We start from the raw sequence: 23,898 nt of genomic DNA, 5'->3' as shown, positions 1-23,898 counted from the left end.
GGAGGACGCCGGTATCGACCCGGCCACCCTGCGGGGTAGTGATACCGGCGTATTCGTCGGCGCATGCTATTCGACGTACTACACCCGGGTATCCGGCGACCTGGAAGGCTACCGCCTTACCGGCTCCCAGTGCAGTGTGACCTCCGGCAGACTGGCATACGTCTTCGGTGCGGAAGGCCCCACCGTCACGGTGGACACCGCATGCTCGTCCTCCCTGGTGGCCTTGCACCTGGCCTGCCAGGCGCTGCGCCAAGGGGAGACCTCACTGGCGTTGACAGGCGGGGTGACGATCTACGCCGATCCCTTCCTCTCCATTGATTTCGCTCGGCAGCGCGGTCTGTCCCCGGACGGTCGGTGCAAGTCGTTCTCCGCTGCCGCCGACGGTGTCGCCTTCTCCGAAGGCGTGGGTGTGCTGGTGCTCGAACGCCTGTCGGACGCGCGCCGAGCAGGCCATAACGTATTGGCGGTGGTGCGCGGCACCGCAATCAACCAGGACGGCGCGAGCAACGGCCTGACCGCGCCCAACGGTCCCTCACAGGAGCGGGTGATCGCGGCGGCATTGGCCAATGCCGGGCTCGAACCGGCGGATGTCGACGCGGTGGAGGCGCACGGCACCGGCACGACCCTGGGTGATCCGATCGAGGCGCAGGCATTGATCGCCGCCTACGGCCAGGACCGGCCGGATCGGCCGTTGCGGATCGGTTCGCTCAAGTCGAATATCGGCCACACCGCGGCCGCGGCCGGGGTGGCCGGTGTGATCAAGATGGTGCAGGCGTTGCGGTACGAGATGCTGCCGAAGTCCTTGCATATCGATGCGCCGAGTCCGCATGTGGATTGGTCGGCCGGTGATGTGGAGTTGTTGACCGAGGCCCGGCCGTGGCCGGTCGGTGGGCGTCCGCGTCGGGCGGGGGTGTCGTCGTTCGGGGTGAGTGGCACCAATGCGCACGCCATCCTGGAACAGGCACCCACTCCGGTGCCCATGCCGTCCGTGCCGGCGCGCCCCACCCCGGTTGTGCCGCTGCTGATATCGGCGAAATCCGAATCGGGTTTGCGGGCGCAGGCGCAACGACTGAGCCAGTGGGTCATCGACAGACCCGATCTGGACATATGGAATATCGCGTACTCACTGGCCGCTTTCCGTGGCCGGATGGAATACCGAGGGGCGGTTGTCGGCACAGACCGTGATGAGCTGCTGGCCGGTCTTGCCGATCTGGCGGCGGGGATGACATCTTCCGGTGTCGTCGAGTCGGTCGTCGGATCGGGCAGGACGGCGTTGCTGTTCACCGGGCAGGGTGCGCAACGTGGCGGAATGGGTGCCGGCCTGTACGACTCGTTCGAGGTGTTCGCGTCGGCCCTGGACGAGGTGTGCGCGGAGTTCGACCCACTGCTGGGCCGGTCGTTGCGGGATGTGATGTTCGCGCAGGGTGACGATGCGGCGTTGCTGGACCGCACCGAACTCACCCAACCCGCGCTGTTCGCGTTCGAGGTGGCGCTGCTGCGGCTGCTGGAGTCGTTCGGCGTGGTGCCGGACATGCTGATCGGGCATTCGATCGGCGAGTTGGCAGCCGCCTACGCGGCCGGGGTGTGGTCATTGCCGGATGCCTGTCGTGTGGTCGCCGCGCGTGGTCGGTTGATGGGGGCCCTGCCCGTGGGCGGGGCGATGGTGGCGGTGGCCGTGGGGGAGGCGGATGCGGCAGAACTCCTCGCCGGATATGGGGACAGATTGTCGATCGCGGCGGTGAACGGCCCATCGTCGGTGGTGTTGTCCGGGGACGCGGACGCCGTGGCGGAAGTGGAGCGGCGTGCCGAAGCGGACGGCCATCGAACCAGCCGACTACGAGTCGGTCATGCGTTCCATTCGGCGCATATGGACGCGATGCTGTCCGAGTTCCGTTCGGTCCTCGAAAGCGTGACCTATCACCTGCCGAACCTCCCGATCGTGTCGAACCTCGACGGTGTCGTGGTGGGCGCGGAGTTGACCGATCCGGATTATTGGGTGCGCCAGGTGCGAGCGAGTGTGCGGTTCTCATCCGGAATCGACACCCTGGTCGAGGCCGGGGTGCGGCGATTCGTCGAAATCGGCCCCGATGCCGTACTGGCGCCGATGACGCGGCAGTGCCTTGCTCCGACCCCGGATATCGAGGCCCGTTCCACGATCATCGCCCCGGCCCGTCGCGCAACCGACGAAACGACACAGTTCGTATCCGCCCTCGCCCACGCCCACATAGCGGGAATGGATATCGATTGGAATCCGTTGTTCGGCAACCGCGGCGCGGTACGGGTTCCATTGCCCACCTATGCCTTCCAGCACCAACGGTATTGGCTGCCACCGGCTCCCGAGGTCCCGGCACCGTCGGGCCATCCGCTGCTGACCGAAGAGGTGCGGGTCGCCGGCAAGGACGAATGGTTGTTCACCGGCCGCCTTGCGGTGGCGACGCATCCGTGGCTCGCCGATCACACGGTATTCGGCACGGTCCTGCTACCGGGCACCGCGTTCGTGGAACTGGCATTGGCGGCCGGCGCCCGTTTGGGTATCGAGGTCGTCGACGAACTGGTTCTGGAAACACCGCTGCGACTGGACGACCGGACCGAGGTCGATATCCAGGTCGCTGTCGAGGAACCCATCGCCGACGGACGTCGCCGCTTCCTCGTGGTGTCTCGCGTCGTCGGCGAACGCTCCGACGACGAACCCGAAATCACCCACGCCCGTGGTGTTCTCGCTTCTACCTCCGTGCGAGAGGCCGTCGTCCACGACGACCTCGGCGGTCCCGTAACGGCTCCGCCCGCAAACGATGTGGTGTTCGGTGACTCGCTGTATGCCCGGCTGGCCGCACGTGGCCTCGACTACGGTCCCGCCTTCCGAGGCGTGAATCGCCTGTGGCGCGACGGTGGCGGCGATGTTCTGGCGGATGTGCGGCTGCCGGCCGAAAGCAGCGTCGCCGCCGGACGGTTCCGCATCCATCCCGTACTGCTGGACTCCGCGCTGCATGCCGCAGTGGAGGAACTGACCACCGACTTCGCCGCCGACCGGGCGCCGCTGCCGTTCTCGTTCACCGGGGTGCGGCTGCACCGTCCCGGGGTGACGGTCGCGCGGGCAAGAATCCGGCGCACCGAAATCGCCGACGATACGAGTGTCGAATCGCGGGCAGAAGCGGCGAATCATGCGAACGCCGCTCCCCGACGGAGTGGTGCCATCCGGCTCGAGCTCGGTGACGACACGGGCGCTCCCGTATTGACCGTCGAGTTGCTGCGGGCGCGTCCGGTGGACGCCGAAGCGGTGCACCGGACCTGGCCCGTCGGACACGACCGGCTGTTCGATGTGCAGTGGAGCCCGGTCGACCGCATCGAGGCCCGACCGCTGTCTTCCTCCCCATCCCCCGATAGGGATCGCCGGCGGATCGTCGCCGTGGGCTCGGTGCCCGCCGATGGACCCACGGCGGAGGATTCGCGGCCGGAGGACCGCTGGGACGAGATCTACCCGAGTATCACCGCGTTGAGCGAGGCCGTCGGCGACGATATCCCCGATGTGCTGGTGTGGTTCGTCGACGATATCGCCGAGGAGAACGGCGCGTTGTCGGCGGACGCCGTGCACGAACGAGTGCATCTGGTGCTGGCGGCCGTTCGCTCGTGGTTGCGCCTGCCCGCGGCGGTGAACACCGCATTGGTCATCGTGACCCGCAAGGGCGTGGGCCTGCCGGGCGAGGGTCCGGATCTGGCCGCGGCGGCGACATGGGGGTTGGTGCGGAGTGCCCAATCGGAGCATCCGGGCCGACTCGTATTGGTGGACGTCGATACCGCAGATGATGTGACTCCTCGGCTGATCTCGGCCGCTCTCGCCACCGGCGAGGCGCAGTTGGCGGTACGCGCGGGTGTGTTGTCGTCGCCGCGGTTGGTCCGGCGCGACGTGTCCGCGACCGGGTCGGGTATCGGATTCGGATCCGGTGCGGTGCTCATCACCGGTGGTACCGGCGGGTTGGGCGCATTGGTGGCGCGGCATCTCGCCGGGACGCACGGTGTGCGCGATCTGGTGTTGGTGTCGCGGCGTGGTGAACAGGCCGAAGGCGTCGCCGAACTCGTTGCCGAGCTGTCCGAACTCGGCTCCCGGGCGCGGGTACTGGCATGCGATGTGAGCGATCGAGCCGCTGTGGCGGCGATGCTCGAGGCGATATCCGACGGCCCGGCATTGACGGCGGTCGTGCACGCGGCGGGTGTGCTGGCCGATGCCACCGTGGAAACCCTCACCCCACAGCAGGTCGACCGGGTACTCGCGGCGAAGGTCGACGCCGCGCTGAACCTGCACGAATTGACCTCGACCCATGACTTGTCGGCGTTCGTCATGTTCTCGTCGGTGGCGGCGATCCTCGGCTCGCCGGGGCAGGGCAACTACGCTGCGGCGAATTCGGTTCTGGATGCGCTGGCACGCCGACGGATGACCGCGGGCCTGCCTGCGCTCTCCGTCGCGTGGGGCCCGTGGAGCCGAACCGGCGGTATGGCGGACGGTATGGGCCACGCAGGCCTGGATCGACTGTCACGCATGGGTTTTCGACCACTGTCCGACGCCGAGGGGCTCGCGTTGTTCGATGCCGTCGGCGGGGTGGATGCGCCGTTCGTCGCCGCGGTCGATTTCGACCCGACCGCATTGTCGCCGCACGATCGCGCGGGTTTGCTGCCGCCGTTGCTACGACAGTTGTCGCCGTCGAAGCCGGTGTCGCGCCGTGCCGACGACGGTGGGGAACTGCCCCTGCCGTTGGCCGAGGCGCCGCCGGACGAGCACGACTCGGTTGTGGTGGATTTCGTGCGGGATCAGGTCGCCGCGGTACTCGGTCACCCGTCGGGAGACCTGATCGACCCGGAGAAACCGTTCGGCGATCTGGGCTTCGATTCGTTGGGTGCGGTGGAGTTGCGCAACCGGCTCGCCAAGGCCACCGGTTTGCGGCTGTCGCCGACCCTCGCCTTCGACCACCCGACGGCGACGGCGACGGCCCGGTATCTGCGTTCGCGGCTCGACGAGTCGAACGAGCAGGCCGCGCCGGCGCGGCCTCGGGTGTCCACCGACGAACCGATCGCGATCGTCGGTATGGCCTGCCGGTACCCCGGCGGGGTCGAATCCGCCGACGCGTTGTGGGATCTCGTGGCATCGGGAACGGATGCCATCGGCGAGTTCCCGACGGATCGCGGGTGGGACCTGGCTCGTCTGATCGATCCGGACCCGGAGAAGCCGGGCACCTCCTACGCCCGGGAGGGCGGTTTCCTGACGAACGCGGCCGATTTCGACGCGGCCTTCTTCGGGATCGGCCCTCGTGAGGCGATTGCGATGGACCCGCAGCAGCGGCTGCTGTTGGAGGTGACGTGGGAGGCGCTGGAACACGCCGGAATCGACCCGACCTCGCTGCGGGGCAGCGATACCGGTGTCTACACGGGCGTGATGTATCAGGACTACGAAACCGTGACCCGCAAGGGCGGATCCGAGGTCGAGGGTTATGTCGCGACCGGTGCCGCGGGAAGTGTGGTGTCCGGGCGGGTGGCCTACGCGTTCGGGCTGCAAGGACCGGCGATGACGGTGGACACCGCGTGCTCGTCGTCGTTGGTGGCATTGCACTTGGCCTGCCGTGCTCTGCGTCAGGGGGAAAGCTCCCTGGCGTTGGTGGGCGGTGCGACGGTAATGGCGACACCGATGGTTTTCGTGGAGTTCTCCCGACAGCGGGGTTTGGCCCCGGACGGGCGGTGCAAGGCGTTCTCGGCCGCCGCCGACGGTGTGGCCTGGTCCGAGGGCGCCGCGGTTTTGGTGGTGGAACGCCTGTCGGATGCGCGCCGTCTGGGTCACAACGTATTGGCGGTGGTGCGGGGCAGCGCGATCAACCAGGACGGGGCGAGCAATGGCTTGACCGCGCCGAACGGCCCGTCACAGGAACGGGTTATCGCCTCGGCATTGGCCGATGCGGGGTTGCGTGCGGCGGATGTGGACGCGGTGGAGGCGCACGGAACGGGAACAACATTGGGCGACCCGATCGAAGCGCAGGCATTGATCGCCGCCTACGGTCGGGACCGATCGGATCGACCGCTGCGCATCGGCACGCTCAAATCCAATATCGGTCACACCCAGGCCGCTGCCGGTGTGGGTGGGGTGATCAAGATGGTGCAGGCCATGCGGCACGAGATACTGCCGAAAACCCTGCATGTCGACGCCTTGTCGCCGCATGTGGACTGGTCGGCGGGAGCGGTGCGGGTATTGACCGAGGCCCAGGCATGGCCCGCCGGCGGTGCCGTGCGGCGTGCGGGGGTGTCCTCGTTCGGGATCAGCGGCACCAATGCGCATGTGATCCTCGAGGAGGCACCGGCACCACCTTCTCCTCGCATGGGCGGCAGTGGTCATCCCGCGACCGCGGAACCGGATATCGATATCACCGTGGTGCCGTGGGTGGTGTCGGCGAAGACGGAGACGGCCTTGCGGGGGCAAGCGGACCGTTTGCGGGCCTGGCTGGCCGATCACGCGGAAGTGGACCTGTGGGCGGTGGCGCGGTCGCTGCTGGACTCGCGGGCCGCGCTGGACCGCCGGGGGGTGGTCATCGGCCGTGACCGGCAGGAGCTGCTCGCCGGCCTGGAAGCCCTGGCCGGCGCGGCCCACCGGGATGCGAGTGTTGCGGAACGAGCGGCGTTGGTGCTCGACGGTGTCGCGGGTCCGGGGAAGACGGTTTTCCTGTTCACCGGCCAAGGCGCCCAACGGGTGGGGATGGGCGCGCAGCTGTACCGGACGTTTCCGGTGTTCGCGGCAGCATTGGACGAGGTCTGCGGTGAGTTCGACCGGCAGCGCGACCGGCACTCCTCGCGAAACTCCACACTCTCGTTGCGGGAGGTGATGTTCACCGATCCGGAGGGTGTGCTGGATCGCACGGAGTGGACGCAACCGGCGCTGTTCGCGTTCGAGGTGGCGATGTTCCGGCTGCTGGAGTCGTTCGGGTTGTCCCCGGACGTTGTCGTGGGGCATTCGATCGGAGAGTTGGCCGCGGCATACGTGGCGGGATTGTGGTCGCTGACGGACGCCTGTGCGCTGGTGGCGGCGCGAGGCCGACTGATGGGCGCGCTGCCCGGGGACGGGGCGATGCTCGCCGTCGCCGTGGCGGAATCGGAAATAGCGGAGCTGATCGCCGAGTACGACGGACGGGTGACGATCGCGGCGGTGAACGGCCCGGAGTCGGTGGTGTTGAGCGGCGAGGTCACCGCCGTCGACGAGATGGAGCGGGCATTGTCGGCCCGCCGCCACAGCACCACCCGATTGCGGGTCTCGCACGCGTTCCATTCGTCGGCGATGGACCCTGTGCTGGACGAATTCCGTGCCATGGCGCGGCGAGTGACCTATCGGGAGCCGTTGTTGCCGATCGTGTCGAACGTCTCGGGTGCGCAGGCCGGTGACGCGATGCGTGACCCGGAGTACTGGGTGACGCAGGTGCGTGATTGCGTGCGGTTCGCCGACGGAGTGAACACACTGGTCGACACCGGTGTGCGCCGGTTCGTGGAGGTGGGACCGGACGCGGTCCTCGCCGCAATGACCCGTGAATGCCTGACGGAAAACCCGGACAGGCAGACCGGGTCCACGGTGGTGGCGTCGTCGCGCCGATCGACCGAAGAGTCGGTGCAGTTCGTCGCGTGTCTGGCTCAGGCCCATGCGGTGGGACTGCCCGTGAACTGGCGACCACTGTTCGTGGGACGCGCTGCGGAACGGGTGATGCTGCCCACCTACGCATTCGAACACCACCGCTACTGGTTGCAGCCGATGTCCGAGGCCGCAACCGGCACGTTCGGGCATCCGCTGCTGGCGCACGCGGTGCCGATCGCGAGCAGGGACGAATGGCTGTTCACCGGCCGGTTCTCGCTGCGGACCCATCCGTGGCTCGCCGACCACGCCGTGTTCGGTTCGGTGTTGTTGCCCGCGACGGTCTTCGTGGAAGCGGCATTGAGCGCGGGTACGCGACTTCGGACCGAGGCCGTCGAGGAGCTGTTCCTGGAGACCCCGCTGATACTCGCCGACGACACCGAGGTCGACCTGCAATTGAGTATCGAGGTGCCCGATGACGCGGGCAGGCGCGCATTCGCGATCCACTCTCGCCCCGCCGGCGACGGGGATCCGTCCGACGACCGGCCGTGGGCATTGCACGCAAGAGGCATCCTGGCCGCCACCACCGATACCACCCCGTCGTGGAACGAACAGACCTGGCCGCCTTCCGGGGCCGTGCGGTCGACGGAGGTCTCCTTCTACGATCGTCTGGCGCGGCAAGGTTTCGAATACGGTCCGGCGTTCCGGGGTGTGACCGCGACATGGACCCGTGGCGAGCAGATCTTCGCGGAAATCTCTCTCGACGAATCGGTGAGCGGTTCGGCAGCCGCGTTCGGCGTCCACCCGGCGCTGCTGGACAGCTGTCTGCACCCGGCCGTCGACCGACCGACCGACCCTTCGGCGACGGACCGAGCGCTGTTGCCCTTCTCGTTCGCGGGGGTTCGACTGTGGCGTACCCCGGTCGGACCGGTGCGGGCACGGGTGACCCCGAGCGATAACGGATCGGTCGGAATCGATGTCGTCGACGACACCGGTTCGATCGTGTTGACCATCGATGCGGTCACCGCGCGCCCGGTCGACACCGCAGCCCTGCACGCGGCAACCGCAACGCGCCGGTCCTCGCCGCTGCACCTGCGATGGGTTCCCGCGGAACCGCCCGCCCCCACATCGATCGGTGCGATGGCGACGGTAGGGTCGGTGCGAGTGCCCGGCATCGACCGGCACTATTCCGATCCAACGGAATTGGTTGCGGCCGAGGATATTCCGAACCTGGTCGTCTCGTCGTTCGCCGATGATCCCGCCGCGCTCGACCCCGCCCGGGAATCCGAGCGAACCGATGCCCTCTCGTCCGGCGCGTGTGCGGCGCGCGTTCGGGCATCGGTTCACGCCGTCCGGGAGATCCTGCGATCGTGGTTGTCGAGCGAGCGGCTGGAGGACTCCCGACTGGTGGTGGCGACCCGGGGCGCGACGAGGGTGGCGGACGAGCCGGTCGATGTGGCCGCTGCCGCGGTGGCCGGTATGGTCCGCACCGCCCAATCGGAACATCCGGGTCGGATCGTGCTGCTGGACCACGACGGCCTGCCGAGCGCAGAGGTCGTACGAGATGTCATCGCCTCGGAGCAGGAACAGGTGGTGGTGCGCCGATCCCGGCTGTTCGTGCCACGACTGGCCCGTGGTGTTCCCACCGACGCACCGCGGTCGCTCGACGGCGCGGCGATATTCGGAAACGGCACGGTGCTGATCACCGGCGGCACCGGCGGCCTGGGCGCGGTGCTGGCCCGGCACCTGGTTTCCGCGCACGGGGTGAAACACCTGTTGTTGGTGTCACGTCGAGGCGAAGCGGCTCCGGGCGCGACGGAACTGGTGGCCGAATTGACCGATATGGGGGCCGAAGCACGTGTTGCCGCCTGTGATATCGCCGACCGCCCGAGCCTGGCCGCCGTACTCGACTCGGTCGGCGCCGAGCATCCGGTGACAGCGGTGATCCATTCCGCCGGTGTGGTCGACGACGCCACCCTCGAGAAGCTGACCGCGGAACAGATCGACCGGGTGCTCGCACCCAAGGTCGACGGTGCATTGAACCTGGACGAGCTGACCCGGGACCACGATCTGGCGGCGTTCATCGTGTTCTCCTCCGTGGCGTCGCTGTTCGGCGCGCCGGGACAGGGCAACTACGCGGCGGCGAACTCGTTCCTCGACGGCCTGGCCCACGCCCGTCGCGCACGCGGACTGCCGGGCCTGTCGGTGGCATGGGGCCCGTGGCGTCAGGAAGCCGGTATGACCGGCGAACTGACCCGGTCCTCCCTGACCCGCTTCGAGCGGCTTGGGCTCGAGCTCATCGGCGACGACGACGGAGTCGCGCTGTTCGATGCCGCGATCGCCGCGAACGAACCCGTCGCCGTCTGCGCCGAATTCGATCGGTCGAGACTGATGGTCCACGACCGGGCCGGAGTGCTTCCCGATCTGTTCGGCGATCTGTTGCCGGCTCGCGCCCGGCGCTCGGCGAGCGGTACCGCGGGTGCCGGCCGGTTGGCCGACCGGCTCGCCGCCGTACCGGAGAACGAACGGGACGCGGTGGTGCTCGGCTTCGTGCGGGAACAGGCAGCGGCCGTACTCGGGTTGCCCTCGGCCGCCGCCATCGAACCCGACGCCCCGTTCAACGAACTGGGATTCGATTCACTCGGTAGCGTCGAGCTGCGGAATCGCCTCGCCGAGGCGACGGGTTTGAAACTGCCGTCGTCCCTGGTGTTCAGCTATCCGACCACCACCGCTGTGGCGGAATATGTGCGGTCCCGTTGGGAGGCCACCGCGAGTGTGTCGATGGTGGACGATCAGATCTCCTCGTTGCAGCGGTTGTTGGCGGCCATATCGTCTCCCGAGGAGAAGGAACGAGTGGTGGAGCGAATCCGTTCGACATTGGCCGAGGCCGTGACCGACCGTGAATCCTCGACGACCAGCGCTCGTGTGGCCATCGAGGCGGCGGACAGTGCCGATGAGCTCTTCGCCCTCATCGACCAACAGATCAAAGGCTCCTGATGGGGTGATCTCGGAGGTTTCCACCACATCACGGACGCCGCGTCGGGGGCGCGACACCGACGCGGCGCCGTGGTGTTCGGGGGCGATGCTCACATTCTCGACGATGCGGTGCTCGTATGCCGTCTGCGAGACCACCTCGTCGTATCCCGTGCGACCGAGGAATCCGCGGTATTTCCTACCCGTAACATCTCGGGCGTGAACCAGCCATACCCCCACCAGCCTCCGCCGCAACCCTATGCGCAGCCACAGCAGCAGCCGATGCCGCAGTTCCCGATCCTGGTCTCCACCATGAACGATGTGCCGGGGCACCAGATTGTCCGAGTGTTCGGTGAGGTCGCCGGTCTGACGGTACGCAGCCGCAGCTTCGGCTCCAATTTCGCCGCCGGTTTCCGGGCTCTCGGTGGGGGTGAGATCCCCGAGTACACGCAACTGCTCTATCAGTCCCGACACGAGGCGATCATGCGGATGTGCCGGCAGGCCATGTCCATGGGCGCCAACGCGGTCATCGCGATGCGTTTCGACTGCAACGAGATCGCCGGCACCATGAGCGAAGTGGCCGCTTACGGCACGGCGATCGTGATCCAACCCGCCACATAACTCCCCGCCTCCGGACGGTCGGAGAACGAGGAAGTCCCCGACATCGGCCGGAGGGGCTTCCTCGATCTTCTCCGAGAAGTCCTCCGAGAAGTCCTCCGAGAAGTCATCTGAGAAGTCGATGAACTCCTCGATCTCGATGTGGTGCTCGGGTGTGTCGCCCCATTGTCGGACGGCGCTCTGCGCATGGTGCCGGCTGTTCATCGGTGGTGCCTGTACGTGTCGACGATGATCACCGACCGGTTGCCCCGTATGCGTACCCGGTATTCGAACGCCTCCAACAGCGCATCGCCGAACCCGCTGCTGTAGAGAGCGCATCGGCGAGGGCCTTGCACAGCTTGCGCCGCTCGACGATCTCGGCATCCCGCTCGACCGATACGAACCACGGGCACGTAGTCGTATTGCAAGGGAGACAGCGTCGGGTGATAGCTGACCCGTAGCTCTCGTCGAGCTCGTCCTCCTTGGATGGAGGCTCGGTGGTGGTGCGGAATCAAAGTCCGTGGACGCCGAACATGCACTCGGCGCCGTCGTTGAAGTGGGCGTGTACTGGGTCCGGCCGGACGAGACGATCTCATCGTCGACGATCGCCCGCAGTATCGGCTCCAGGTCGGACAACGCACGCCGGACGGGGCGGGGTCGGCCGGGAGGCGCGTCGATCTCGACCGGGACACCGAGGAACGAGCGGCGGTTGGTAGCGGAATCGGTCATAGGTGGTCTCGGTTCACGGTTCGGTTGATCACATCGGTCGGCATAGAGATGAGACCGGAACAGGCCTGGGATCTTTCGGTGCTGCCGGGGGATGTCAGGTGTGAATCACCTTGGCTCCGAGTAAGACTCGAATTCGTCCCGCACGGAAATCGAACATTGTGTTCGCTGCGGAGGTATCGCCATCGGATTCGGCGATGAGATATACGCGACATCGGGCCGGTGCACCGTATGAATGGACTGTGATCGGATGAGAATTCCGATCAATCCCGACGTTTTCTCTTACGCCGCAAAGGTTTTCGAGGCTATTTCAATGATTTGTCTGGTATTCGAATGGTTTCGATCCGGATCGTAGAGGATTTTCCACCTCGGGCCGACCGGGTGCTAACCTGCGATCACTCGGTTCTCGGTTCTGTTTCGAGGACGTACCGAAACCGGAGCGTATTCGACGATGTCCGTCGCCGGACGAGGTGCGCCGATAACGGCCAGTGCATTCATAACAGTGGCTGCGTTCGGGATGACGGATGGCGTGCCTTTACGGCATCACGCCGCAGTTTCGCGCCGATGGTGTCCATAACACCCCACATAATGACAACCGTTTTCATTCTTGTTATGCTCGTGCCCTCCCGGAACTCGGGAGAGCAGTGATTGATGACAACAACACCGGATATTCGCCGGTGCAATACTTGCCGCGCTCACGTCTTCGATCGACGGCGAGCTCGTCAGTGGGTCGTTCACACTGCGTAGTTGGTACATATCGGAGATGAAGGCCCATACATGAACAGAATCACCCGCGCTGGGGTTGTTGTCGTCTCGGCTGTCGCTACCGTGGTGGTTGGGTCCGCTTCGGCAGCGGCCGAGCCGGTGAACTCGGATGGGCGCACACTCGGCACCGAGATCATGCCGGGAGTGCAATACACCAGCAATACCGCTGATCGGTCGGTGGTTATCGAAACCGGAATGGCCACCCTTATCACCCAGGGCGGGCAGTATCAGGTCAAGGATTCGACCGGTAACACGGTGGCCGGGGTCGAAAACTTCGCGGTCAAGCCGAAAGCCCTCGAAGCCGCCGAGGCCCCGGAGCAGGTGAAAGCCGCCGTGCGGGCCGCGACGCCGAGTATGCACCTCGACGAGATCAGCGTCGATCCGCGCACCGAGCGGTTCGACATGGCGGTACAGGCCGCCCTCAACGAATTCGACATGGCCGTCGGAATCGGAACCATGGGCGGTGGAGTGATCGGCGCGGCCGTCGGCTGTGGCGTCGGCGCTGTGGCCGGCGCGGTATTCGGGGCCCCCATCCTCGATGCCGCCGGCCTCACTCTCATCGCTGGTTGCCTCGCCGGTGCGGGCGTCCTCGGTGGGTTGGGCGCCATCATCGGTGCCGCGCTCCTCGGCATCCCGGTGGGAATCGCGGCCGCGATCAAATTCCAGAACACCATGAACCAGCCGTACGACGAAGATTTGCCGGGCAACGCCGAGGGGTGAGGTTTCCCGCGTGGACGGGCCGGGGGCGCCCGCAGCGGCGAGTATCTGCCGAATGCTCCGGGCTGTGGAGGTTTCCGCAGGTGGGTGCTGTGTGCAGCAGCGCCCACCTGCGGGTGGCGAATATGCCGACAGCAGCAACTCGATTCGCGATCACATGATCACCGTTTCGGAGAACATCCACGTGGGGGTCTCGACATCGTGCTCCCCGCGCTCGAGCGCGTGCGTATGCCGGTCAGGACCGGGATATCAGATCGTGGGCCAATGCCGTGAGTTGGACGGCCGGTCCACCGCTCGGGTATATACCGCCGACCGCGAAGGCGCCGACGATGGCGAGATGGAGTTGATCGGCCAGGCGTTCGTGGTCGGGGATATCGAGGCGTGCGGTGAGTGCGCGGAGACGTCGAGCGAGCTCGCGTTCGTGCTCGAGACAACGCTGCCGGATTTGCTCCGATTCCGTGTTGCCGAACTCCGCGGCGGTGTTGACGAAAGCGCAGCCGCGGTAGTCGGCCCGGGTCGCGACCTCTTGGATCCAGGTGAGTTGGGCATCGAGTTCGGCGCGCGCATCGGCGTGGCGCGCCGCGGTTTCGTCCCACCGGGCCCAGAAATTGTTGTCACGCCGTGCCAGTACCGCCAAAACGAGATCGTTCTTGGTGGGGAACCAGCGATACAGGCTCGCTTTCGCCATCCCCGCCTGTCGTACGACCTCATCGACCCCGATGGCATGCACGCCGTGGTTGTAGAACAGTTCGGCCGCCGTGCCCACGAGCTTGTCGCGCACCGCGGCACCGCGTAACTGTTTGGGTTTATCGCTCATATGTGCTCCTGTGTGTGCACCACAATCGCAGATTTTCCGAAGCCGTGCCGCTCGGTGACCCATCGTTGGGCATCGCCGGCGTGGTCGAGATCGAATTCTGCGCCGACCACGACGCGAACCGCACCCGAATCGACCAGTTCCGCGATTGCCGCGAGTGCCGCCGGATCGGGTTCCACCAGACACGACACCGCGCGGATACCCCGCTGCGCCGCGAGGATCTCGTACTCCGGGATCGACCAGGCCGTCGCCAAGGCGATCGCCCCACCGGGTGTCACCCGGTCGAACAGCGAGGCGCCGAATTCGTGCCCCACCAGATCGATTACCGCATCGACCTTTCCGATCGCGGTGACAGCGTCGAGGTCGGTGTAGTCCACGCAGATGTGCGCACCCAGATCGTGCAGTGTGGCGTGATGGTCGGGACGGGCCAGAGCGGTGACGGTGGCGCCGCGCGCAATGGCCAATTGCACCGCGAGATGTCCGACACCGCCGGACGTTCCGCTGATCAGAATATGGTGACCGGCGCGCGCCCCGACGGCGGCGAGCATCTGCCATGCCGTCAACGCGGCCATCGGCAGGCACCCCGCCTCGACGAAGGATGCCGACCTCGGCATCGGCGCCAACTGATACGCGGGAACGGTCAGATACTCGGCGTAGGTGCCCCCGGGATAGGGGAACCAGGGCATCCCGTAGACGCGGTCTCCCACGGTATAGCGGGTCACCCCGTATCCCACCGCATCCACCACACCGGCGACATCCCATCCGGGGATACAGGGCAACCGCATGGATTGCTCATAGCCGGAATTCGCGCCGGTGTGCATATCGATCGGATTCACACTGGTCGTCCGCACCGCAACGCGGATTTCCCCGGCGGCGGGCTCCGGCCGTGCGATATCGGCGATCTCGAGCGGTGATCCCCAGCGCTCGTGCAGGGCCGCCCGCATCATCGCACTGCTCGGCCGGCGGGTACCGACGATCATGACGCCCGAACCAGAGCACTCGCCTCGACGCCGCACTGACGCGCGACCCCGGCGACGTCGAAATGGAAGCTCTCCCAACTCACTCGACCGTCGCGGAACCGGAACAGAATGAAAACCGGCACCGAGACCCGGTTGCCGTTGGGTGCCGCGCCACCGAAGGCGAACGCCGGAGTGAATGCGATCTCGCCCCAGCAGCACAGCGTTTCCCCATCGAGTCCGTGTCCGTCCAGTCGGACCTCGTAATCCGGAGCGAACTCGAACCACCTCTCGACGGCGCCTTCGATCTCGCCGCCGACGTAGTAACCACCGAGCGAAGGTGACTCGAGCACACCGTCCGGGTGGTACACCTCCATCGCGGCCGCCACATCCTGCCGGCTCTTCGCCTGCGCCAACCGTTCGACGATCTCGACGGCTTCCCGCACGTCCAGGGTCTGCGTATCCATGTCCTACTCGCCTCCATCGGGCCAAAATCGAGACAGATCGGTCTCGATTTCAGGTTAGGGGTGGGTCGGTGAGGCTGTCAATCCGCGGTTGGTGGATAGGTGCTTTCCCGCAGAAACGGTGGCGTATCGTCTCGGCTCGGCCCGAACTCGGTCCGGTTGAAGGCCAACGACCCGACCTTGAACGATGCGGGAACCGCAAAGGTCGATTCGGTTCGATGGCATGCGTCGACGCTGCACACCCCACTGTCGGCGTCGGTGATGGGTCGGTTACTCGCTCGACTCCGGCGGAGTCCACGGCAGCCGGTATTCCGGCAGTTGACCGGAGATGTCGCGGCGGTCTCCGGTGTAACGAATTCCCCTGCTGCCTATGACATCTCCGATGCCCATGATGCACGTACCCACCGACAGGGCGTCATTGCCGCAGGTCGGATGCTATCTGCCGGAATCTGCTGTGGGGGTGAGGGTTTCAGATCTCGAGGGTGAGCAGCCACGAGAGTGTGCCGACTGTTCGGACCGGTACGGCACTGTTGGAAGAGACCCCGGTGATCGGTCCACGATCGCTACGCTGCGGCGGAGATGTTCGGTGACTCGCTCGGCAACCCGAGTACTGCCCGGAACTGCGGGATCGGGGTAAGATCGCTGATCGGATCGCCGAACTCACCGGCCCGCCCGTCCGGAGATATTCGCCGTCGAAACTGCCGCCCGCCAGGGTGGGTCGCGCGGGCGGTGCTGTTCGAGTGGCGGGGTTCGTATCCAGAAGACGTGACCGTTCTCGGCCGCCGGAAGAATGGGTGAGGAGGCTGCCGAGAACGGGAAGGGGCGTCAGCCTTGGCGCCCTGGGAGCATGGCCAGGGCCTGGGAGCGTTGCGCGACGAGGTCGTCGTAGGTGCCGTCGCGCTCGGCCCAACGGTGCATGAGGACGCCCTTCACGAGAATCTCGCGAGGGGTGGGCTCCTGGGAGAGCAGCTGCATGACCTCGGTGGCGAAGTCGTCGAGTGGCAGCGCGTGCGGGTTCACTTTCTCCTGACCCGCGGTGGCGACGGCCGGGGGAACGAGCTCGACGACATCGACGCCGGTGCCGTCGAGCTGTGCGCGCAGCGCCTCGGAGTATGCGTGCACTCCGGCCTTCGACGCGCCGTAGCTGGGCATGGGTGGGAACGGCAGGAAGGCGATACCGGAGGTCACGGTGATGAAGGTGCCGGCACCCCGTTGAATCAGGTGTGGGGTGAAGGCATCGATGACCCGGATCGTGCCGAGCAGATTGGTGTCGATCGTCGTTGCTGTCGCCTCGAAGTGTGCGGGGTCGCGCAGGTCCTCCATGAGCATGACACCCGACATCGTTACCACCGTGTCCAGCTCGGGGTACCGGGCGAGCACGGTGTCCCGAGCAGATGTGACGGAGGTGCCGTCGGTGACGTCGACGGCGACCGTCCCGAAACCCTCCCCGGCGAGTTCCGAGAGCGACTCCGGGTTGCGGCCGCCGACGACCACGGTGCTGCCCGCCGCCGCGAACCTTTGGGCCAGCTCCCGCCCGATACCCGAGGTTCCGCCGACGATGAGAACGGTGCGGTTGGACAGATCCACGAAATCTTCCCTTCGATGCAGGGCGCCGTTGGCGCGCAAGCCTGCGGCGCGGACGGTGTTCTCTGCTTGTTTCGTACGGTGCCATCACAGTCTCGGTCGTATCCGCCGGATGTGACAGGTCCTCGTTTTACCTGGTCCTGCCAGGACCCCCTTCGAGACGCACGCACCGCATTACCGTGTCGGTATGAAGGATGAGGAATCCGACAACCGGCTCGGCAGCTACCTACGCGCCCGGCGTGGGCTGGTCTCCCCGGCGCAGGTGGGACTCCCGCCCGGCGGTAACCGCCGCGTGCCCGGCCTGCGACGGGAGGAAGTCGCCCTGCTCGCCGGGATCAGCCCCGACTACTACCTGCGCCTGGAGCGGGGTCGTGACAAGAACCCCTCCCTACAGGTCCTCGAATCACTCGCACGCGTTCTGCAGCTCGACGATGTCGAGCGGACATATCTCCTCGGCCTCGCCGCGGCCCGCCCTCGTGCGCCGCGCCGCAAACGACCCGAGCACGTCCCGGCGCGGGTGCACCAGCTGCTCGCCCACCTCCAGATCCCCGCGTTCGTCGAAGGACGCGCGTTCGATGTCCTGGCCTCCAACCCCATGGCGGTCGCGCTCTCACCCCGCCTGCGACCCGGTCAGAACCGGCTTCGTTCTCTCCTCCTCGATCCCGAGGAACAAGCCTTCCATCAGGACTGGAACAAGGCCACAGCCGATATCGTCGCCGCTCTTCGCACCACCATCGGGGACGACACCGACAACCCTCGGTTCGTCGAGCTCGTCGGAGAACTCGCACTGTCGAGTCAGCGGTTCCGCACACTGTGGGCCCGCCACGACGTCCGCAGACTCGACGGAGGTACGACCACGGTCCACCACCCCATCGTCGGTGAACTGCGCCTCCACCGGGACAAACTCCCCATCGACGACGTTATCCTCGTTGTCTACTACCCCGACAAAGACAGCGACAGCGACGAGAAACTGCAGCTCCTCGCCGCACTCTCCAGCACCGGGTCCGCTGGTGCGGCCCACGACGAACCGGCGGATGACTCGCTCCCGAAGACGCCCTGACGAAGACCGGATCCGCGGTATCGCCCTCGGCCCCGACCTGCCCGACCTGGCGGCGATATGCGCTCGTGCCGGGTGCCGTTGATCGAGGACGCCGCCCATGCCCGTGGTGCGCGCCTGGCCGGAACACCGGCGGTCGGGTTCGGGCCGGCGACAGCGTGGTCTCTGCGATTCCGGCCTCGAACTCGTGTTCGGGCTGCCATCGGAGTTCGGTTTCCAATTTGGGCGGGTCGATCAGATACCGGCGGTCGTGGTTCGGTCGGTCGGGGATGTGTTCGATCCACTCGTCCGGATCCAGATCCAACGCCGCCGCGATACGGCGAGCGATATCGAGGTTGGTGACCTCACAACGCGCGGAGATATCGAAGATCGGCAGCAGCCCCGGGTCGATACCCGCTGCGGCGGGAATCGGACCCAGATCGGCATGCAACATCCGGTGCACCGCAGCACAGTGATCGGCCACATGCGGCCAATCCCGCGACTGCAATCCGTCTCCGTAGACCGGGATCTTGCGTCCACGCAGCAGATTCGTCACCGTAAACGGAATCAGCTTCTCCGGCAACTGGTAGGGGCCGTAGTTGTCGGCGCAGCGCGTGAGCCGGATATTGCACTCCGGGCAGGTCGCCATATACGCGCGTATTATCTGGTCCCCCGGCTGCCTTCGCTGCACTGTAGGGGTCTTCGCGTTCAACGGTGAGCGTTCGGTGAACCACTGTTGCCCTGCGACCAACTCGCCGTACACCTCGATCGTGGACATGTGCACATGCGAGGTCACCGGCATCAACCGGCTGCATTCGGCCAGCACCTGCGCACCGAGCGCATTGGAACGCATGAACACCGACGGACCGAGAATCGCGCGATCGTTGTGCGACTCCGCCGCGAAATTCACCACATAGCCGGGTCGGTACCGACGATAGATCCTGTCCATCACCTCCAGATCGGCGATATCGGCGCGCTCGAAGACGATCCGATCGATCACCGCATCCAGATCGCCAGATTCCCCGCCAACCCGATGTAGTCCACTGCCACCACCTGCGCATCCGGCTCCCTCTCGATCAGAAAATGCACATAGTTCGCGCCGATGAAGCCCGCAGCGCCGGTGACGAGACAGACGGCCACAACCAGCGAGCCCAATACTGCGGCAACAGGGTGATCGGCTTGCCGGTGAGGACCGGTCCGCGACGCTCACACACCAGTATGTCGGCCCGGTTGAGGTGGGCGTGCACGACTCAGAGCCTTCCGAGACCAATTCTTGAACACAGGCGGCGCCCGGCCTGGCTGCCGGGTAGATGTCGGTGCCGGCTTCGGCCGCGGTGCCGCGCATACAGTCGCGGCGAGATCGACGAATGTCCTCATCGGCTCAGCCGGTCGGCGAAGTACCGGGACAGCGAAGGCATAATCACCCATACCATCGCTGCCGCCGCGACCGGCATGATGCAGGCCGGCCGCAGCGGTGTCGGCAAAGGTTCGAGTAGGGAAGCGTTGCTCATCGCCAGAGCGGTGAGCAACGGGTAGAGCCCGCCCATGGTCAGCAGCCGGACTTTCCATTTCACCGGATGAGAGCCGGGTTCCCCTGCGCCGCCATGGACAGCGTCATCGATATGCGTCGGTAGCTCACTGTGTGCCATCGCTACTGCTGTGTTTTCTCTCGTTTCGACCATTTCGCACTCCTGCTCTGATCTGTCGTTGTGGAGCGGACGAAGCAGGCCGGGCGTCTGTGACAACGGCTGCCACGGCTGCCCCCGGGGCCGGGTGCCGAGGCGCTCCGGTCGGGCTCGCGGTGGGGGATGCTCCGACCAGGTGGTTCGCCTGCGATGTCACACACGACGAGGTTGTTCCGTCGACTCTGCAGCAGACAGGAAACGGGTACCGCACCCGCCGAGACCTATGGAGTTCCGATGACCGCTTCCGCCCAGACCGCTCCCGTCCTGGTTCGTTCCGCCGAGGCCGAGACCCTCCAGGACGGCGCACTGAGTGTGATCACCCTGCTCGCCGATGCCGGTGCCACCGGGGGCGCGTTGACCGCCAACAAGGCGACGCTGCACAAGGGGTCTCCCGGTGCACCCGCGCATTTCCACACTGCGGCGACCGAGATGTTCCTGGTGCTCGGCGGTTCGGTGCGGATCCTGCTCGGCGAGGAGGTCGTGCGGCTCGAGCGGGGTGATTTCCTGACCGTGCCGCCCATGGTCCCGCACGCGTTCGCCCCGGCTGCCGACAGCGAGGCAGAACTGCTCGTGGTCTTCACGCCGGGGCTGCACCGGTTCGACTATTACCGGCTGCTCGAGCGGGTGTATCGCGGCGAGGCGAGTGTCGAGGAGATCCGGGCGAGCTCGCAGCGCTACGACAATCACTACGTCGACAGCCCGGTGTGGCGCAACGAACTCGCCGAAGGCTGACCGAACAAGCCGCAGCAGCGAGGTCGGCGACGGCCCGCGGCGCGACGGTAGGACAGCCGCGCCCAACCTGGCGCCCCGGGTCGATATCGCCTATCGCCACCGAACGCGCACACCTTCGTTATCGGCGGGCAAGGCTACCTCACCACCACGATGCACCCGCCTGACGCCGGACTACTCCGATGGCCGGCGCACCGGTACTGGCGGCGGTAGCGCCGCTGGTGTTCATAAAAAGAAATTTATTGGATGGCCAGCCGGATTGGATACATCGCTGACCTGCGCGATAGGACCACCGCTCAGCGTCCGATAAGGGGGTCGAGGAGCATTTCCGCCCGATCCGGCGCTAATGGCTGTGCCGGCGAATTCCGAGATCGTTCCTCGGCGGATTCCGGCGTCGCACAAGGGCCGTGCGACGTTGTCGTGACGGTGAAAATTGACGTCACTGGGGTCGGACTTCAGTAGCGTCAACCTTGTGTGGAGCCACTGAACCGGGCTGCGCTCGGCCAGGCCGGCCTGGCAATATGGCAGGGTGCCGGATCTGCTCTGGAGTGAGGTCAAGAACTTCTTCACACCCGCATCAATCACGCCGACATGAAATCACCAGCTCAACAGCAGTATTCAGGCCGCACGCTCAGCGTGACCTTTCTCCCGGATGAGCCTCGACCCCCGGCTCCGGCGCACAGTGCGTGGTCGATCAGGGCGCCGGCCGCGTTCTCTTGGTCCAGGATGTGCTCCTGGGTGTCGCCGCGTGCCTCGGACATTGCGACTACGGCGCTTTGTCGGCCGTCGTCGGTGACGCCGTTGAGGGTGACGTAGCCGCCTGACTGGGCCCCGGTGGCGGATCCACCTGATCTGGCCCCCTGTGTCAGGGCCACGATCGTGAGAGTTGAGGCAGAGGGATCCGCAGGAGGTCATGAGGCAGAAGTCGTTCCCGCAGTTGGTTCGCAGGCAAGTGTGTGCCCGGTTGCGCGTCGGGAACCTGTCGCCGAGATCGCAGCCGCGCCCGGAATTTAGCCGGCCACATTGTTCCGGTGAAAGGCCCGGGCCCTTGTCGACACGGGAGTCCGCGAAGGAGTGCCGAGCGTGGAAGCCGACGAGCCGGCCTCGGCGAAGAATCGGATCGCAGCATTGGAAGCCGAACCGAAACCGATCCGCGACGCCTGTGGATTGTTCGGCGGACAGGCGGAGGGGCCAAGGGGAGAGGTGGGGAAAGAGACCTTTGTGCTGGTAGTTCTGTGTTGCTGAGAGGGTTCCGGAGGTAGGGGTTCGTTGTTTGCGGGCGGATGATCGAGGGTGGCGGAGTAGATGTCGTGCATGGGTGCGGTGAGTTCGAGCGCAGTTCCAAACGTTTGACGGCGCTGTCGCCATCGTTGGCGGCCTCAGCCGGAACTCGTTTTGCATGACGAGAGTGGAAGAGAAGGTTATCGTAGTCGGAGCAGACCCTAAGGTTTGGTGTTGGCTACCTGATCCTGGAGCTTTTGCCGACAGGTCCTGGATGCCACGTCGAGCGCATCGCCGATCACCTGCTGCTTATAGATCGTCCTGCGCATCTCCCGGTATCCATTCCTCTGCCTGAACACTTATTTGTGTTGCAGTACTGCCTAATCGGACAGGTGCGGCTCTGATTGGATGGCATTCTTCATGGCGATAATGCATAAATCGCGGTCGGCCTTGCTGCCTTCTGTTCAGGTAGCGGTGATGTCGAACATTCCTTGTCGGGCAGCAAGGACAACTCGGCAGATGTTCTCCGGATCGTATTTCTCTCGGAATAAGAGGCTCGGGCGTTAATACTTTGTATTATTGTCAGATCATCGTTTTACGGGCTGGCCCGACCCCGCTGATTGGGGTCGGGTGATCTGGCTCCTCTGGTCGGTCATGGCCGCAACCCTGTTCGGCACCAGATCGCCCCATGCCCGCCATGCGAGCGTGCAGGCGCCGAACGCACCTCCACCTTCCGAACGAACCCTCGGCTCTTCAACTTCAACAACATCGGCCCCGTCCTTCGCGGCTCTGGCAGGTCCGCCCAACCATCTGCACGCATCCTGCTCAGCACGTCTGCCGCCATGAACTCTTCTCCCTCCGGCAAGTCCAGGATCAACTGTTCGGCTGCCGCGAGATACACCTTTGGGTAAGCACTCGTCGACTCGGACATTTTGTCCCCCGATCCGCAGGTCCGATAAGCGTACCTATCCAGGATAAGTTCTATACCGCAACAGTTTTCGCGGTTTCGGCTCTTCATCTCCGTGTCGGACACGGAGTATCGGTCACGTACCTTCCACCGGGGACAGGCCAGTGGTATCAGCGCAGTCCTTCTCCGGTGTTGGTGAGTTGGGTGCCGGTGTCGTGGTCGGTGGTTTGGAGTTTGCCGATGGCGGCGAGGTAGGTGTCGCGCATGAGTTCGGCCAGTTCGATGTGTTGTTCCAGGCGTGTGATGGCGTTGTCGTCGCCGTTTTCGTTGCCGCCCACGGCCTTCTGCTGGAATTTATCCCGTATGGCCAGAGCGGAAGGCAGGCCGCCATAGCCAGAGAGGCGGCTGAGGTTCTGAGCGTTCACCTTCAAGTCCTGGAGTTTTTGGCGGTAATGCTCGCACGCTGCGCTCAGTGCTTCTCCAACGCCTTCTTCCAGCCGCATTTCACCGCTGACTGCCTGCTGTTTGAACTGCTGCCACTGTTGCAACTCGTTTTGGACATTCTCTGACATATCGCCCCTGCTCTGAACTCGCGCTCTCTGTGCCTATTTGGGCAAGTGGGGTTCGATTGCGGTGGCGTATTGCATAGCGATGGCACAGATATCGCCATCACTGGGGTCGCCATCCACCCACAGAGCGCCGACCTCGAACATCCCCTGCTGCGCGGAGAACGAGACGTAGCAGCCTTCACCCTCGGGATCTGTCTTATCACGTGAGACGATTGCAGGTCGGCCGCCGACTGTCGTCTCTCGTAGATTGATGTGGTACTCGTTCTTCCGTGCCTCATCCAAGGTGTGGCTGGTGGAGAACACGACCATCCCATACTGCCGATGCGTGGGCTTCCAGTTGCAGACCCGCCACGAGGTTGGTCCTTCTTGGGCGTTGGTTACGACGTTCTTGGACGCGGGGTCCAGGCCCATGGATGCCAGCACGTCGTCGTTGATTTGGGTGCACGGGTCGAAGACGACGATTGTGTCGATGTCGCGGGTTGTGGTGACAGGGCCTTGGTTGGAGGCTTCTCCGCTCTCGAGCACCCCGCACCCGGAGGCCAGCATCACGACCGCTGCCGGGAG

Annotated in this window: 14 protein-coding genes and 1 pseudogene; 6 read left to right on the top strand and 9 right to left on the bottom strand. The window is 65.6% G+C overall.

Annotated elements, in window-relative coordinates:
- From ON32_RS23945 to ON32_RS27325, 3 genes are all read left to right on the top strand, one after another.
- Nucleotides 1-10,588, top strand: a 10,588-nt coding sequence (locus ON32_RS23945; protein WP_040793277.1) for a type I polyketide synthase, incomplete at its 5' end; no start/stop codon positions are given.
- A gap of 273 nt (nt 10,589-10,861) precedes the next feature.
- Nucleotides 10,862-11,185, top strand: coding sequence for a YbjQ family protein (locus tag ON32_RS23940; protein ID WP_217998108.1), 324 nt, complete (start codon nt 10,862-10,864; stop codon nt 11,183-11,185).
- A gap of 1,479 nt (nt 11,186-12,664) precedes the next feature.
- Nucleotides 12,665-13,372 carry a DUF8020 domain-containing protein gene (locus tag ON32_RS27325; protein WP_157224320.1) on the top strand — a complete coding sequence of 236 codons (708 nt, stop codon included), beginning with the start codon at nt 12,665-12,667 and terminating at the stop codon, nt 13,370-13,372.
- A 232-nt stretch (nt 13,373-13,604) separates the two neighbouring features.
- On the opposite strand, the gene ON32_RS23930 is transcribed toward ON32_RS27325, so the two are convergent.
- The 4 genes from ON32_RS23930 to ON32_RS23915 all read right to left on the bottom strand — a co-directional run bounded on the left by ON32_RS23930 (nt 13,605) and on the right by ON32_RS23915 (nt 17,190).
- Nucleotides 13,605-14,186: a TetR/AcrR family transcriptional regulator gene (locus tag ON32_RS23930; RefSeq protein WP_051133620.1), complete on the bottom strand. Its 582-nt coding sequence runs from the start codon at nt 14,184-14,186 to the stop codon at nt 13,605-13,607.
- A complete protein-coding gene (locus ON32_RS23925) occupies nt 14,183-15,163 on the bottom strand; it encodes an NADP-dependent oxidoreductase (protein WP_051133619.1) in 981 nt (326 codons plus the stop codon). Before ON32_RS23925 ends, ON32_RS23930 begins: the two co-directional genes overlap by 4 nt.
- On the bottom strand, nt 15,160-15,606 hold the full coding sequence (locus tag ON32_RS23920) for a nuclear transport factor 2 family protein (RefSeq protein ID WP_040793276.1): 447 nt from the start codon (nt 15,604-15,606) through the stop codon (nt 15,160-15,162). Before ON32_RS23920 ends, ON32_RS23925 begins: the two co-directional genes overlap by 4 nt.
- 822 nt (nt 15,607-16,428) lie before the next feature.
- Nucleotides 16,429-17,190, bottom strand: coding sequence for an SDR family oxidoreductase (locus tag ON32_RS23915; protein ID WP_040793275.1), 762 nt, complete (start codon nt 17,188-17,190; stop codon nt 16,429-16,431).
- Nucleotides 17,191-17,374: 184 nt separating this feature from the next.
- Between ON32_RS23915 and ON32_RS23910 the strand changes: the two genes are divergently transcribed.
- A complete protein-coding gene (locus ON32_RS23910) occupies nt 17,375-18,247 on the top strand; it encodes a helix-turn-helix transcriptional regulator (RefSeq protein ID WP_040793274.1) in 873 nt (290 codons plus the stop codon).
- A 169-nt stretch (nt 18,248-18,416) separates the two neighbouring features.
- On the opposite strand, the pseudogene ON32_RS30350 reads toward ON32_RS23910, so the two are convergent.
- From ON32_RS30350 to ON32_RS23900, 3 genes and pseudogenes are all read right to left on the bottom strand, one after another.
- A pseudogene (locus ON32_RS30350) lies at nt 18,417-19,223 on the bottom strand (dTDP-glucose 4,6-dehydratase); the annotation flags it as partial.
- Nucleotides 19,220-19,363, bottom strand: coding sequence for an NAD-dependent epimerase/dehydratase family protein (locus ON32_RS29400; RefSeq protein ID WP_169331669.1), 144 nt, complete (start codon nt 19,361-19,363; stop codon nt 19,220-19,222). The pseudogene ON32_RS30350 and the gene ON32_RS29400, both read right to left, overlap by 4 nt.
- Nucleotides 19,364-19,596: 233 nt before the next feature.
- Nucleotides 19,597-19,872 (bottom strand): putative antibiotic biosynthesis monooxygenase, encoded by a 276-nt coding sequence (locus tag ON32_RS23900; RefSeq protein WP_051133618.1) that lies wholly within the window; start codon nt 19,870-19,872, stop codon nt 19,597-19,599.
- Between the two features lie 270 nt (nt 19,873-20,142).
- Between ON32_RS23900 and ON32_RS23895 the strand changes: the two genes are divergently transcribed.
- Together ON32_RS23895 and ON32_RS29120 are read left to right on the top strand one after the other, a co-directional pair.
- Entirely contained in the window at nt 20,143-20,640 is a 498-nt protein-coding gene (locus tag ON32_RS23895; protein WP_040793273.1) for a cupin domain-containing protein, read from the top strand.
- 1,080 nt (nt 20,641-21,720) lie between these two features.
- Nucleotides 21,721-21,882, top strand: a complete 162-nt coding sequence (locus ON32_RS29120; protein WP_157224319.1) for a hypothetical protein — start codon at nt 21,721-21,723, stop codon at nt 21,880-21,882.
- Nucleotides 21,883-22,935: 1,053 nt separating this feature from the next.
- On the opposite strand, the gene ON32_RS23885 is transcribed toward ON32_RS29120, so the two are convergent.
- Both ON32_RS23885 and ON32_RS23880 read right to left on the bottom strand, forming a co-directional pair.
- The gene (locus ON32_RS23885) at nt 22,936-23,337 is read right to left on the bottom strand and encodes a hypothetical protein (RefSeq protein ID WP_040793271.1); all 402 of its coding nucleotides are present in this window, start codon (nt 23,335-23,337) and stop codon (nt 22,936-22,938) included.
- A 33-nt stretch (nt 23,338-23,370) separates the two neighbouring features.
- On the bottom strand, nt 23,371-23,898 hold a 528-nt coding region (locus tag ON32_RS23880; RefSeq protein WP_051133617.1), incomplete at its 5' end, for a DUF3558 domain-containing protein.

It is taken from the genome of Nocardia paucivorans NBRC 100373 (assembly GCF_000308675.1).
Taxonomy (GTDB): Bacteria; Actinomycetota; Actinomycetes; order Mycobacteriales; family Mycobacteriaceae; genus Nocardia; species Nocardia paucivorans.
The sequence above is the reverse complement of the archived record's forward strand: the minus strand, read 5'-3'. Positions and strand labels throughout refer to the sequence as shown.